This is a genomic window from Pseudomonas peli, assembly GCF_900099645.1.
In the GTDB taxonomy this organism is placed as follows: Bacteria; Pseudomonadota; Gammaproteobacteria; order Pseudomonadales; family Pseudomonadaceae; genus Aquipseudomonas; species Aquipseudomonas peli.
Window position 1 is genome coordinate 325,103 of sequence record NZ_FMTL01000001.1, and the last position, 14,424, is coordinate 339,526.

The window sequence follows — 14,424 nt, forward strand, 5'->3', positions numbered from 1 at the left end:
CTGAGACAGACAAGCGCACAGATAGGCACCTAGACTGCCCGGCAGAATCGAGGAGTCGCCTATGCAAAATATCGAATGGCAGGATTTCGAAAAGGTTGAGCTGCGCGTCGGCACCATTCGCGCAGCCCGCCCCAATGAAAAAGCCGTAAAACCCGCCTACGTGCTAGAGGTGGATCTCGGCGAACTGGGCATCAAGACATCCAGCGCCCAGCTCACCGCCCACTACAGCTGCGAGCAACTGCTCGGCCGCCAGGTCCTGTGCGTGTGCAATTTCGCAGCCAAACGCATCGCCGGCGTGCGCTCCGAGGTGCTGGTGACCGGCGTGTATGACACAGACAACAAGGTGGTTCTGGCCAGCTTCGACAAACCGCTACCTAATGGCGCACGCCTGGCATGAATCAACGTAATGCGCTCTGGGCCATCCATCTGGGGGCCCTACTGTTTGGCTTGTCCGGCATCTTCGGCAAGCTGGCGAATACCACGCCGCAGATGATCTCCGCCGGCCGCGCCATCTTCGCCGTGGCGGCCCTGCTGCTGTTCGCCAAACTGATCAGCAACGCTCGCCTGGTCCGCCTCGGCTTGCGCCAAACCAGCCTACTGGCCCTCGGTGGCTTGCTGCTTGGTGGCCATTGGTGGAGCTTCTTCGAGTCCGTGCATATCTCCGGCGTGGCCATCGCCACCCTCGGCTTCGCCAGTTTCCCGGCCTTTACCGTACTGCTCGAAGGTTTGCTGTTCCGCGAGCGCACCCGACCCGTCGAATACGCCATGGTGGCGCTGGTGTGCCTGGGCCTGGTGCTGGTCACCCCGCATTTCGACCTGAGCAGCCAGGCCACCAGCGGCCTGCTCTGGGCAGTACTTTCCGGCCTGCTATTCGCCCTGCTGTCGCTGCTCAACCGCGCCAGCACCCGTGGCATCGAGCCAGTCCAGGCGGCGCTGTACCAGAACCTCACCGTGCTACTGGTATTCCTGCCGCTGGCCTGGCCAACCCTGCCCAGCGTGCAGGCACAGGACTGGTTGTGGATGGCCATGCTTGGGATCTTCTGCACGGGCCTGGCGCACAGCCTGTTCGTCGCCAGCCTGCGGGTACTCAAGGCACGCACTACGGCGGTGATTTTCGCCCTGGAGCCGATCTACGGCATTGCCTTCGCCTGGCTGCTTTTCAGTGAGGTGCCAACCCTGCGCATGCTGGCAGGCGGGCTGCTGATTGTCAGCGCGATTTTTCTATCAGCGCGGATGGCCAAGTGATCAATGACTGCGGTCGTTATGGCCCAGATCCCGCGCCGGATCAATCTGATCGCGCAAGCGCTGCTTGAGCACCTTGGCCTCGGGAAAACCGCCATCGGCCTTGCGCTCCCAGATCTGCACACCATCACAGGTGATGCGAAACACCCCACCTGTACCGGGCTCCAGGCAAACCCTGGATAAATCATCGGTAAACGTCGACAGCAGCTCCTGCGCTAGCCAGGCGGCGCGAAGCAGCCACTGGCATTGCGTGCAATAGGTGATAACTACTTCGACTTTGGGGTTGGACATTGGCAGGCTCACGGCGGATGAAAAACCGATGATAACGCGCAGCTACCATAGGTCAGCAGAAGAAAAACGCCCGCTTAGCGCAAGCTAGCGGGCGTTGAGCAACAGCGTTCTGAATCAGGCGATTTTAGCCAGCAGCTGACGCGCCTCCTGCTTCTGCTCTTCATCGCCTTCGTTGATTACTTCATTGAGGATCTGGCAGGCGCTGTCCAGGCTGCCCTGCTCGATATAGGCCAGGGCCATGTTCAGTTTGGACAGGTTTTCGCGGTTGCTGGCCAGCTCATCAAAATCATCCAGCAGTTCCACATCGAGGACGTCACCCCCCCAACCGTCATTGGATGTTTCTTCCACCAGCATGGACTCGGCAAACGGGCTGCGGGCATCACGGCTGCTGGACAGTTCGAAGATATCCGAAGTCTTACGCTTGGCCGCAGTACTGCTGCCGGTCTTGTCCGCCACTTTGTTCGGCGCAGTTGGGGCAAAGGGGCTGACCAGATCCCAGTCGGCATCCAGCGACATATCGTCCAGATTGAGCTGGCCATCATTGGCAGCATCCACCAACGGCTGCGCCTCGACTTCATCCAGTTCCAGCACTACATCGTCCAGCAAACTGGCCGGCGGCGCGCTGAACAGCTCGGCATGCCGCGCCTTCAACTCGTCGATCCGCGCCGGAGTAAAGCCGGATGCCCGCACCACGGCTTCATGGTCGATAAAACCTTGGGCATCCCCCAACAACGCCAGCACTTCCAGCAGACGGAAACCGATATCACTGCGCTGCGGCTGGGCCTCCCAGGCCTTGCGTAACGTGCTGGCGGCCTCATTCAGGCGGCCATAAGCGATATACACGTTGGCACTTTGCAGCGCATCCTCACCCGCTGCTGGCCATACCGGCCCACCTCGCGGCACCTCGCGCATATTGAGCGCCACTGCGGCGGCCGGTGTGACGGCTGACGCTGGGGCGGCACTGGATGACGTCGGCATGACCGGTATCACGGCAGCGGCGACCGCAACAGGGGCTGGCTCAACGGGTTTTCTGCTGCGCCAGAACAGCCCCACGACACCGGCCAGTAACAGCGCCAGCAGACCGGCAATAATCGCCAGCCAGTTGCTACCTGATTCCGCCGTAACCGGTGCGGTTATCGCGACCGGAGCAGGCACAGACGCAGCACTTGCTTCAGCGCTCGCACGACGCGCGGCCAACTCGGCCTGCAGGCCAGCAATCTGCTGATCACGCGCGTCCATCTGTTCCTGCAGCTGCTGAACCTGCAGGCCCAGCTGGGCCAGGCTCTGTTGCAATTGCAGGGTCTCACTAATCTGGCTGGCCAGCTCCTGCTCGACGCGAGCCTGTTCCTGAATCAGCAGCTCGGCTGGCGGGTCGACCGGCAGCTGAGCACTAGGCGCAGCCACAGTCTCGGGCGCAGCAGTTGCCGCTACTGCCGGCTCGACCACTGCAGACGGCACACCCGCAACACTATCGGGCAAGAGCAATTGCGCACCGGCACGCAGGCGATTGATATCACCGTTGATAAAGGCTTGCGGATTAAGCGCGTACAGATCACGCATCAGCGACTGAGGTGTTACCTGCCCTGTCTCGGCGGCCAGACGCTCGGCAATCTTCCACAAGCTGTCGCCGCTGACCACGCTGTAGCGATTTCCCTGCTGCGCGGCGGGCAATACCGCTGGCCGTGTAGGCTCAACAGCCTCGGCACGAGTCACTGCGGGTACCGATACAGGCACTGTAGATGCAGCAGGCGCCGCTAGGCTGCGGTAAGCCGCAGAGCTGGGTGGGTCAAGCAATACGGTGTACTCGCGGTACAGCTGGCCGTTGGGCCTGACCACTTCAACAATAAAATTCAGGTAAGGCTCACGCACCGGCTGCGTCGATACCACGCGAATCACACTCTTGCCGCCCCGCAGCAACGGGGTAAAACGCAGGTCATTAAAGAAATACAGACGGTCGACGCCGGAACGGCTGAACACTTCGGCAGGCGCCAGGCGCACACGCATGTCTTCAGCGGTCAGATCGCCTACATCAAACAATTCGATTTCGGCATCCAGCGGCTGACTAAGTGCCGAATGCAGGGTGATTTCACCCAAGCCAAGTGCAGGGACTAAACCTGAATACAATGCTGAACTTGACGCCAAACCTAGTAGTAACTGACGAACCTTTGCCATAAAAAACGCTCCCGTGACTCCGCCCCCTAATCCCTCGCCACTTCACGTCCAAGACGTGCGCTTCCAGCGCTTGCGACAGAGTAGGAATCGGCAAATGTTGCCTTGGGAAGTACGTTCCGTGTTTAACCCGGCTGGTGCATGGCCATAAATACGGCGCACTGAATAGACGAATAACCGACGCCGCTCGGCAAAAAGCCATTACAGGTGCAAGCATAGGCGTTTAGCCAAGAAAACGACAACTCCGTCACACAACCGTTTAGCTGTCAGCGCCTGGTCGACTTGACGCCCCAGGCCGCCAAAACTGTGATCGCGAAGACGCCAGCCACCAACCAGAAACTCTGCTTGAAGGCGAGCATCTCCGAGAAATGATCGCCGCCTTCGGCGCTGTGCCGCCATTCCAGAAAAAAGGTCAGCAGGTTGACCCCGAACGCGCCGCCGAGCTGACGCACGAAGGTGATGGCGCCAGCGCCTTGAGCCAGTTCCTCAGGACTGAGGATATCCAGCGAACCGGTGCTCAAGGCCGGCAGCAACACACCCAGACCAATACGCCCGACACAGGCCCAGAAACACAGTTGAATGAATGAGGCGCCCTGCTCAACCCAAGCCATCCCCGCCGCCGACAAGGCAAAGATCAACAGTCCGCCACTCAGCAGCACGGCCGCAGACAGTCGATCACTGAGCCAGCCGCCGAGAAAGGACGCCATGCCCATCAAGATTCCCGCCGGCAACAGCAGCAGACCCGAGCGTCCGGCGCTGAAGCCTTCAACGGTTTGCAGATACAGAGGAATCAGGTAGGTGGAACCATACAAACCCAACCCCAGGGTCAAGGCGACCCAACTGGCGCTGCGAAACCCGGCATGCTGCCACAAGGCAAGCGGCAGCAGCGGCTGAGCAGCGCGCCGACTGCGCAGGATAAACGCCACACCGGCCAGCAGTGCAAGGCAACCCGGTAACCAGACCCTCGGCGCAGTCCAGGCAAAACGCTGCGCCTCGGCAAGAAAGCCCAACGCTGTAAATATCGCCACACACAGCCAGGCAAAGGCCTGAATATCCAGACGCGGGGTGCTGGCCGCACGTTCACTGGGCAACAACCACTGCCCGGCGAGCATGACCAGCAGGCACATCGGCAGCGGCATCCAGAAAATCGACGGCCAACCGAAATGATCGACCAGGTAACCACCAATCCCCGGCCCCAGCGACGGCGCCAGCATCACCCCCAGGCCATATATGCCCAGCGCCATGCCGCGCCCGCCATCGGCGAACACCCGAAAAATCAGCACCATGGCCAGCGGCTGCACAATCCCCGCACAGAGACCCTGCACGATGCGCAGGGCGATCAGCTGCCAGGCGGCGTGCGCCATCAGCGCCAACAGTGAACTGAGGATAAACAGCAGTAGGCCGAACTGTGCCGTACGCCGCGCGCCAAAACGCGCCTGGGCCCAGGCGGCCAGCAGCAAGCCAGCGGTCATGGCCGCGAGAAACCCCGTGGACAGCCACTGCGCCAGCGGCCGGCCAATGGCGAAGTCCGCCATGATCGCCGGCAAGGCGACGTTGATACTGGTGGAGGCCAAGACCATGGCCATGCTGCCGACCATCAGCAATGCTAACAGCCACTGCGGGTAACGCGGACCGAAACGTTGCTGCAGGGCCGGCAGGTCGTCACGCATCAGCGTTTTTCCAGGTTACTCAACACCTGGGCATGAACCTTCTGGCAGCGGCGCAACTCGTCTTCATCGATGCCGGCAAAGACTTCTTGGCGCAGTTGCGCGGAAATCGCTTCGATCTTTTCAATCAGTGGGCGGGCCTGCGGGCTGAGGGCAATCTTCTTCGCGCGGCGGTCTTCAGGCACCGCCTGGCGGCTTACCAAGCCTTGGGCCTCAAGACTGTCGAGCAGACGCGCCAGGGTCGGCCCTTCGACACCGACGCTCTGCGCCAATTCGCGTTGGGTCGGCAATTCGGCAAAGCGCCCCAGATGCAGCAGCACCAGCCAGCGAGCCTGGGAAAGCCCCAGGCCGACGAGGCGGCGATCCAATTCGGCGCGCCAGGCACGGGAAAGCTGGGCAACTTGCATGGCAAAACGGTGTTGATCGGTATGCGACATGGACAACGGCTCTTAACTATAAAAAACTAATTATTAGCCAGCTAACCATAACCCTTTTCATGAGGCAAGCCTGCAGAAGGCTCACAACCGTTTCACCACTTTACATACTGATCTTCAACAAAGCCCCAGAGGTTGTCGATGCGCACTTCGGACCGGCCAGTCGGGCGCAGCACGCCGGTGAACTGGCCAAATATCTGTTTGAAGTTGCTCGCCAGCAGCCCCACGTTCAATCGCTCCTTGTGCAGGCCACGCCCCTCGAAGCGCAGCTCCACCTGGCCGTCATAGGAGTTGATCAACCAAGGCTGCAGCGGCTGATCACGATCAAAGGCAAAGCGCACGGTATCGACCTTGAGCAGCTCGCCATCCAGCCAGAAGCAGTTCTCGGTAAAGCTACTTTCATTGACCCCGCAGGACAGATTCAGCCCGACCCGCTGCTCGCCGGCCGGGCCGGATAAGCAGGCCCAGTTCCAATGGGTTTCCGGGCGCATATAACCGGCCGACCAGTCGTGGTGGGCAAATGCGCCGATCTGCGCCAGATCGAAATTCCCCAACACACTGCGCACCTGCCCCGTGCAGCGCACCCCTGCTACCTTTTGCGCATAGACCCAGCCATTGACCGCCGTTGGCGTGTTGATGCACATCGGCTGAAAAGCAGGTTCTGCCTCAGAGAAACAGGCGTCGATGCGAGTGCCGTCATCCAGTTCCACCAGCAGACGCTTTTCCTTCGATAAGGAGCTGTTCTCCAAGCGCAGAAGATTGCCGCCGCTACGCACCTCGCACACGCCCTGATCTGGGGTCTGCGAGAACTGGCTGCCAAAGCCCAGCGGCAGCTTGAACTGACGCTCGATCATGCGCCCGCTGGCTGGGTGGAACAGGTAGACGAAACCCACACCCAACAGGCTGAGGTTGGCCAGCGCGCAGCCGCCAATCAGCTCATCGCTGATCAGGCCGAAATACTGGAATTGATGAAAACGCCGCCATTTGGCCAACGCACCCAACTTGCGCCCCATAGGCGAGCGGAAATCAAAATCGCGGTAGTTGATCAGCCCCGGCGCGGCGGGAAAGATGCCGTAATGCGGCTGACCGTTGGCCTGAATCAGTCGATCCATCGGAGCAATCACTCAAGGAAAAAACCTCAGCGATGCTAGCACCGCGACTTTGCTCCGAGCATTCACCACAGGCGCCAAGCACAGCGGCAAAATCGGCCACCTCAAGCCCAGACTCTCAGGCCACGACCTGATTACGGCCAAACGCCTTGGCTTCATAAAGTGCGCGATCTGCATGCTCATAGAGCTGCGCCAACGCCCCCCCAGCGGCAGGCTGGATGCAGGAAATACCGATCGACATGGTCAGCATGCTTGCGGTATCAGAGCCGGCATGTTGGATGTTCAAGGTCTGCAGAGTCTGACGCAGGGCTTCGGCGTGATGCCGCGCCTCGGCTTCACCGATGTCGTAAAGCAACACGGCAAACTCCTCACCGCCCAGACGCACGGCAATGTCCAGTGGGCGCCGTGCCGCGTCCTGCAGCAGGCTGCCTATGCGCTGCAACACGTTGTCGCCGGCTTGGTGACCGTAGTGGTCGTTGTAGGCTTTGAAGTGATCAACATCGCAGAGCAACAGCGCCAGGCTGCGCTGTTCGCGCTGCGCCTGACGCCAGAGGCGCTCGAACTGGCGGTTGAAACTGCGGCGGTTGTGCAAGCCGGTCAGGCTGTCGTGATCGGCCAGTACGCGCATCAACCGGCTGATCAGAAAATGCTCGCGCGACTTGAACTCCAGCAAGTAACACCCTACCGCGCCCATCAAGTTGCCAAAAAGTAGAAACAGGGTGTTGTTGATCAACCGAGGCATGGGTAAATCGGCGACCAGTAGCTCGACACAGACGTATACCAATAGCACCAGCAAAGAGCAGCACAACGCCTCGATCAGGCGTAACCCTGCCAGAAAGTAGGCGGCCATACAGACCAACAGCAGCCCTTCATAGGGGTAACTGGGGTCTACTCGATGGGCAATGCCCACCACCAGCGATGCTGCAGCGCCAAGCGCCAGCAGGCTGACCCAGCTAAGCGGTTGCAGCAAATGAACGTGCTTGCGCTGAATCAGCAATACACCAAACAGACACAGCAACAGTAAGACGGCGAGACGGATGGCCAGCATCCACCACACCTCGGGCGCCCGAATCAGGACGAAATCGAACGCGGCAAACGCCAGCCACACCAGAATGCCCACAACCAGGGCAATGCGCTTGAGATCGAAGGTGTCGTCACGCACATAGTTGCGGTACTCCTGCTCCAGCGGCCGAGAGAAACGCAGCAGCCGAAAACCCAAGGCGAGCTGATCGGCATAGGGGCTGGGGCGAACATCGTCTAGCCAGGCATGGGAAAGCGGCACCGGAACCTCTGCAGCGGAGTGGCTGAAACCACCTTAGCCGCTCATATCGGGCGCCACAAGCCGAACCATCCGCGGGGATAACAGCCGCACGAGGCATGTCAGGCCTCGAATTCAGCCTGCAAGGCAGCACGTACGCAGTGCAGGATGCCCAGCTCAACCCGCCCGGCAAACTGCTCACTGATCGCCGCTACCGGTGGCAACTCACCTTCGCCATCGAGGAAGGCATCCTGAATTTCGCCGAGCAATCCCTCAGGCACATCCAGCGCCTGTTCTAAGGACAGCTGCTGCCGACCAATGGCTTCGGCCAGCAGACCGTAAACATTCTTCTCGCTGCAACTCAGCTGGCTGGCAATCTGCGCAGGGGTCATGCCGGCACGGGCCAGGCTGACCAGCTCATGCCGTAAATCAACCACTGCACGCGGTGCTTCATCATCCGCACCGAGCACCGCCAGGAAGGCCTCACCATAGCGTTCCAGCTTGCGCGCACCGACTCCACTAACCCGAGCCATTTCGGCCAGAGTGCTGGGCTGGCTACGCAGCATCTCCAGCAAGGTGGCATCCGGGAAGATCACATACGGCGGCACGCCGTGCTCTTCTGCCAGTTTGCGGCGCAAGGCGCGCAGCGCTTCCCACTGGCCACGCTCCTCGCCACGCACCAGTTGGCTGGCCGCGCTGCTGGAGGCCTTGGCGCTTTGCTGCGGTTTCAGATCACGGCGTAGCTGCAGGCTGACCTCTCCCTTGAGCAAAGGCCGGCAACTGTCAGAAAGGCGCAGCCCACCAAAACCGTCCAAATCAACATCCGCCAAACCGCGCGCCACCAACTGACGAAACAACGAACGCCACTCACCCTCGGCCAGCGCCTTACCGATACCAAACACGGCCAAATGCTGATGACCCACGGTGCGAATTTTCTCGTTATCGCGCCCGAGCAACACATCAACCAGATGACCCACACCGTAACGCTGGCCGGTGCGGTAGATCGCCGACAGCGCCTGACGCGCCGGCTCGGTGGCATCCCAGGTCTGCACACCGTCGATGCAGTTGTCGCAATGGCCGCAGGGCTGCGGCATGTCTTCGTCGAAATAAGCCAGCAGCGCCTGGCGCCGGCAGCGGGTTTCCTCGCACAGCGCCAGCATGGCATCGAGCTTGTGTTGCTCGACGCGCTTATGCCGCTCGTCGCCTTCGGAGTTGTTAAGCATCTGCTTGAGGAAGATCACATCCTGCAGGCCGTAAGCCATCCAGGCATCCGCCGGCAGGCCATCACGGCCGGCGCGACCGGTTTCCTGATAATAAGCTTCCAGGGATTTCGGCAGATCAAGGTGGGCGACAAAGCGCACGTTGGGTTTATCGATGCCCATGCCGAAGGCGATAGTCGCCACCATGATCAGCCCTTCCTCATTGAGAAAGCGCTTCTGGTGAAAGGCGCGCAACTCGTTGGCCAGGCCGGCGTGATAAGGCAATGCGGGGAAGCCTTGCTCAGAGAGGAACGTGGCCACTTCCTCGACCTTCTTGCGCGACAGGCAATACACGATGCCAGCATCGCCTTTGCGCGCAGTCAAAAAGCTCAGCAGCTGCTTGCGTGGCTGCTCCTTGGGCACGATGCGGTATAAGATGTTCGGCCGGTCGAAACTCGACAGAAAACGCTCGGCATTCTGCAGGTGCAGGCGCTGAACGATTTCCTCACGGGTGCGCATGTCGGCCGTGGCCGTCAGAGCAATACGCGGCACGTGAGGGAACAGCTCAGCCAGCTGGCCCAGCTGCAGGTATTCGGGGCGGAAATCATGCCCCCACTGCGACACGCAATGCGCCTCGTCGATGGCGAACAGGGCAATGTCGAGGTTCTGCAGAAAGCTCAGCATGCGCGGCTGCACCAGCCGCTCGGGAGCCAGGTAAAGCATCTTGATTTCGCCGCGCTTGATTCGCTCGGCGATCTCGCGCTGCTCATCTGCGCTCAAGGTCGAGTTCAGCGCCACCGCGGCCACGCCCAGCTCATCAAGGGTGGCGACCTGATCATCCATCAACGCAATCAGCGGCGACACCACCACTGCCAGACCATCGCGCAACAGGGCCGGCACCTGGAAGCACAGCGACTTGCCACCACCGGTGGGCATCAGTACCAGAGCATCACCACCGCTGGCCACGCGCTCGATAATGGCACCCTGACGGCCACGAAAACTGTCGTAGCCAAAGACGTCTTTGAGGATGCGTTGCGCGTGTTCGAGCATGAAGGGTCTCCGAAACAAGCCGCGCATTATACGCAAGTGCCGCTTGGGCACGCGCAGGCATGCTGGCGTTTGATCCGATTTTCACCCGCCATGGCCGCGGCTATGGCTGCACTGGCCGCTCTAGACTAGAATTCAGCCTCGTTTACTCCTTCAAGGTAGCCCCCCGATGTCCTTCGCCGAGCAACTCTCCCGCCTGCAAGCCTTCCTCGATGCCGATGAGCTGCATGAAGAGGCACTGGACTACATCGCCGCCCACGGCTACCTGACCGCGTTGTCGATCTGCCCAGAGCCGGTGCCTGAGCGCGAGTGGATTGACGCGTTGTTCTCCGAGGCGCCGCATTACCGCAGTGATGCCGAGCGTGAAGAGATCGAAGCCACCCTGATCCAGCTGCAAAGCCATATCGCCCGCCAACTGGCCAGCGACGATGAACCCGATGTACCGTGCGACCTCGACCTGGGCGAGGAGCCAGACGATTCCGACCTGCGCGGCTGGTGCATCGGCTTTATGGAAGGGGTGTTCCTGCGTGAAGCGGTATGGTTCGACGACGCCGAAGATGAAGTCAGCGAGCTGCTGCTTCCGATCATGGTCGGTTCAGGCCTGTTCGACGAGCAACCTGAATTCGCCGAGATCGCCCGTGACCGCGACCTGGTCGACAGCATGGTCGAGCAGATCCCTGAGCTGCTGACCGCACTGTTCCTGCTGTGCCATGCGCCGGAAGAAAAGCCGGCTCTTCTGAAGCCTCGCCACCACTAAGCACGCGCCATGGCGCGTGAGATTCCGGTGCCGCCTGTTCAAGAGCAGCGCAACCCCGTTATTCGCTACGTTCTGCTGGCCATCGGCTGGCTGAGCGTGGCACTGGGTGTTATCGGCATCTTCCTCCCAGTACTGCCCACCACGCCTTTTCTGCTACTGGCGGCTGCGTGCTTTATGCGCAGCTCGAAGCGCTTCTACCTGTGGTTGGTCAATCACCGCCAGCTTGGCCCGTGGATCGTCGACTACCTCGAAGGCCAGGGCATTCCGCTCAAGGGGAAGGTCTACGCCATCAGCCTGATGTGGCTGAGCATCGGCCTGTCGTGCTACCTGGTGCCGTTGTTCTGGGCCAGGGCTTTTATGCTGACCAGCGCGGTCGTGGTCAGCTTGTACATCCTTAAACAGAAAACCCTGAGCAAACCCTGATGGTTGTTACGCGCCCCTAGCGACCAGCACAAAACTGCAAGCAACCTCTTGTCGCGCTCAAGCCAACCGACATTCGGTATAGTCAGCGCGGCAAAAATCAGCAGTACCACCTAGACTTTTCCAATCCCCGGCCGAGGCGCGGTACATGCCACCCCGTCAGCTTACTCATGGATGGTTCAAGCGCCTCAACCGAGCGTTGCTAGGCGGCTGCATCCTGCTGATCGGCTTAGCCAGCGCCCTGGCCAACTGGGACTTCGGCGTGATCCTGCAAAATGCCGAAAGCCGCTACGGCAAACTCGGCGCAGCCAAGCAGCGCATCCAGGCCTGGGAAGCGCAAATCAAGGCCAGTGGCAGCAGCAGCGAAAGAGACAAGCTCACCGAGGTCAACCGCTTCTTCAATCGGCAGATCCGCTTTACCGACGACATCCGCCTGTGGAAACAGAACGATTACTGGGCCACGCCCATCGAGATGCTGGTCAAGGGCGAAGGCGACTGCGAAGACTATTCAATCGCCAAATACTTCACCCTGCGCCGCCTCGGCATCCCCAGCGACAAGCTGCGCATCACTTATGTTAAGGCGCTCAATTACAACCAGGCGCATATGGTCTTGACCTACTACGCCAGCCCCGGTGCCGAGCCACTGGTGTTGGACAACCTGATCAATGAAATAAAACCCGCCTCGCAACGTAAAGACCTGCTGCCGGTCTATGCATTCAACGCCGAAGGCCTCTATCTCCCGGGTTCCACCAGCAGAAAGAGCGACTCCAAGAAGCTCTCGCGCTGGCAGGACATCTTGAAAAAAATGCGCACGGAGGGCTTCGCCATCGGCGAAGGCTAGGAGGAACCTATGTCTCTACTCAAGCAGCTATTTCTCGCCATCTGCCTGTTCCTGGTAGTGGCCTTTACCGGCAGTTTTATCGCCGGGGTGGAGAGCTCGCGTGAGCAATTGCTAAGCCAGCTGCGCTCCCATGCCCAGGACGCCGCAACCGCGCTGGGCCTGTCGATGACCCCGCACGTGGATGATCCGGCGATGATCGAGCTGATGGTCAGTTCGATCTTCGACAGCGGCTATTTCACCAGCATCCGCGTGGTGCGAATCCCTGATGATGAGGTGATAGTCGAACGGCGCAGCGACGATGCCAGCGCCGAAACCGTTCCCACCTGGTTCAGCGAGCTGGTCGACCTGCAGCCCCAGGGCGGCGATGCGCTGATCATGCGCGGCTGGGAACAGGCCGCGCGGGTTGAAGTACTCAGCCACCCGCAATTCGCCCTGGCCAAACTCTGGGACAGCGCCATCGGCAGCCTGATCTGGTTGCTGCTCTGCGGCCTAGTCAGCGCCATACTCGGCGGCTGGTTGCTGCGCACCCAGTTGCGCCCGCTGGACAACATGGTGCAGCAAGCCCAGGCCATCACCCGCCGCGAGTTCCTCACCCTGCCCAAGGTGCCGCGCACCCCGGAACTTAAACGCGTGGTCACCGCCATGAACCAGATGGTGGAAAAGCTGAAAACCCTGTTCGCCGAAGAAGCCGCACGCAGCGAGAAACTGCGTGAAGAAGCCTACCAGGACAGCATCACCGGCCTAGCCAACCGCCGCTTGTTCGATATCCGCCTGGCCCACCAGTTAGTGGTCAGTGAGCAGAATGCCGAAGGCTATTTGCTGCTGCTGCGGGTTAACGACCTCGGCGGGCTCAACCAGCGCCTCGGTGGCCAGCAGACCGATGCCCTGATTGCCGCCATCGGCGAGCTGCTCAAGCGCCTGCTTAACCAGACCAACCGCTCAGACTGGCTGGCCTCACGCAGCCGGGGTGGCGAATTCAGTCTGCTGGCCCCGGGGATTGGCAGTGAAGAAGCCGACCTGCTCGCCGGCGAGCTGCACACCGGACTGGAAAGCCTGCGTCAGACCGGCGCCAGCGACTGTACGCCCGTGGCGCATATGGGCATTGCCGCCTTCCGCCCGGGTGAGGAACCCAGCCAGGTCATCGGCCGCGCTGATCAGGCCCTGGCGCAAGCGCAGAACGACCCGAGCCGCGACTGGGTACGCCTGGATGATTACAACGCACAACCGACGCAGGGATTGCACGACTGGCGCACCTGGATCGACGATGCGCTGAACAAGCGCAAGCTGCAGCTGTATTTCCAACCGGTCACGCAATGTGCCGACCGTAATCAGCTGCTGCACCATAAGGTGCTGGCGCGCCTGCTTGACCCGCCAGGTGAAGCGATTGCCGCCGGACGCTTCCTACCCTGGATTGAACGCCTGGGTTGGACCGCGCGCTTTGACCTGGCCATGCTCGAACACAGCCTGGCACATCTCAGCCAGCATGCAGCACCATTGGCCCTCAGTCTATCGGCCGCGACCCTGCGTGACAGTGAAACGCTCAAGCGTATGTTCGACATTCTCAGGCAGAACCCGCAGCAGGCCCGCCTGCTGACACTCGAGGTGGACGAGCGCCACCTGCCGCCGGCAGCCGAACTGGAAGCGCTCAGCCAGGGCGTCCGCGAAACCGGCTTCAGCCTGGGCCTGCAGCACTTCGGCGGGCGTTTCAGCCTGATCGGTAACCTGACCCACCTTGGTCTGGCCTACCTGAAACTCGACGGCACCTATATCCGCGCTATCGATCAGGAAAGCGACAAACGTATGTTTATCGAGGCGGTGTTCCGCGCCACCAACAGCATTGACCTGCCGTTGATTGCCGAAATGGTGGAAACCGAGGGCGAGCTGGCAGTGCTCAAGGAGTTGGGGCTATATGGCGCCATGGGCCGCCTACTGGGCGCACCGGAACCGTGGAAAGACTAATGTTCTAAAGCAAACGGGGTAGTCCTACTAC

Annotated in this window: 13 protein-coding genes; 6 read left to right on the plus strand and 7 right to left on the minus strand. The window is 60.7% G+C overall.

The window, feature by feature from the left end:
• Positions 1–61 precede the first annotated feature (61 nt).
• Both BLO50_RS01685 and BLO50_RS01690 read left to right on the plus strand, forming a co-directional pair.
• Entirely contained in the window at positions 62–397 is a 336-nt protein-coding gene (locus BLO50_RS01685; protein WP_090248218.1) for a tRNA-binding protein, read from the plus strand.
• A complete protein-coding gene (locus BLO50_RS01690; RefSeq protein ID WP_090248220.1) occupies positions 394–1,245 on the plus strand; it encodes a DMT family transporter in 852 nt (283 codons plus the stop codon). Before BLO50_RS01685 ends, BLO50_RS01690 begins: the two co-directional genes overlap by 4 nt.
• On the opposite strand, the gene BLO50_RS01695 is transcribed toward BLO50_RS01690, so the two are convergent.
• From BLO50_RS01695 to recQ, 7 genes are all read right to left on the minus strand, one after another.
• Positions 1,246–1,533 carry an Rdx family protein gene (locus BLO50_RS01695; protein ID WP_090248221.1) on the minus strand — a complete coding sequence of 96 codons (288 nt, stop codon included), beginning with the start codon at positions 1,531–1,533 and terminating at the stop codon, positions 1,246–1,248.
• A gap of 114 nt (positions 1,534–1,647) precedes the next feature.
• Complete coding sequence (locus BLO50_RS01700) at positions 1,648–3,627, minus strand: motility hub landmark protein FimV (RefSeq protein ID WP_244152820.1); 1,980 nt, start codon at positions 3,625–3,627, stop codon at positions 1,648–1,650.
• Positions 3,628–3,968: 341 nt separating this feature from the next.
• Complete coding sequence (locus BLO50_RS01705; RefSeq protein WP_090248224.1) at positions 3,969–5,372, minus strand: DHA2 family efflux MFS transporter permease subunit; 1,404 nt, start codon at positions 5,370–5,372, stop codon at positions 3,969–3,971.
• Positions 5,372–5,806: a MarR family transcriptional regulator gene (locus tag BLO50_RS01710; protein ID WP_090248226.1), complete on the minus strand. Its 435-nt coding sequence runs from the start codon at positions 5,804–5,806 to the stop codon at positions 5,372–5,374. Before BLO50_RS01710 ends, BLO50_RS01705 begins: the two co-directional genes overlap by 1 nt.
• A gap of 92 nt (positions 5,807–5,898) precedes the next feature.
• The gene (locus BLO50_RS01715; protein WP_090248228.1) at positions 5,899–6,915 is read right to left on the minus strand and encodes a DUF2804 domain-containing protein; all 1,017 of its coding nucleotides are present in this window, start codon (positions 6,913–6,915) and stop codon (positions 5,899–5,901) included.
• Positions 6,916–7,030: 115 nt separating this feature from the next.
• Positions 7,031–8,194 (minus strand): GGDEF domain-containing protein, encoded by a 1,164-nt coding sequence (locus BLO50_RS01720; RefSeq protein WP_090248229.1) that lies wholly within the window; start codon positions 8,192–8,194, stop codon positions 7,031–7,033.
• 98 nt (positions 8,195–8,292) lie between these two features.
• The gene (gene recQ / locus BLO50_RS01725; RefSeq protein WP_090248231.1) at positions 8,293–10,419 is read right to left on the minus strand and encodes a DNA helicase RecQ; all 2,127 of its coding nucleotides are present in this window, start codon (positions 10,417–10,419) and stop codon (positions 8,293–8,295) included.
• A gap of 166 nt (positions 10,420–10,585) precedes the next feature.
• Between recQ and BLO50_RS01730 the strand changes: the two genes are divergently transcribed.
• The 4 genes from BLO50_RS01730 to lapD all read left to right on the plus strand — a co-directional run bounded on the left by BLO50_RS01730 (position 10,586) and on the right by lapD (position 14,393).
• Positions 10,586–11,173 carry a UPF0149 family protein gene (locus BLO50_RS01730; protein WP_090248233.1) on the plus strand — a complete coding sequence of 196 codons (588 nt, stop codon included), beginning with the start codon at positions 10,586–10,588 and terminating at the stop codon, positions 11,171–11,173.
• A gap of 9 nt (positions 11,174–11,182) precedes the next feature.
• Positions 11,183–11,596, plus strand: a complete 414-nt coding sequence (locus tag BLO50_RS01735; protein WP_090248234.1) for a YbaN family protein — start codon at positions 11,183–11,185, stop codon at positions 11,594–11,596.
• A gap of 145 nt (positions 11,597–11,741) precedes the next feature.
• Positions 11,742–12,434, plus strand: a complete 693-nt coding sequence (lapG, locus tag BLO50_RS01740; RefSeq protein ID WP_090248236.1) for a cysteine protease LapG — start codon at positions 11,742–11,744, stop codon at positions 12,432–12,434.
• Positions 12,435–12,443: 9 nt separating this feature from the next.
• Positions 12,444–14,393: a cyclic di-GMP receptor LapD gene (gene lapD / locus BLO50_RS01745; RefSeq protein WP_090248237.1), complete on the plus strand. Its 1,950-nt coding sequence runs from the start codon at positions 12,444–12,446 to the stop codon at positions 14,391–14,393.
• The last annotated feature ends 31 nt before the right edge of the window (positions 14,394–14,424 follow it).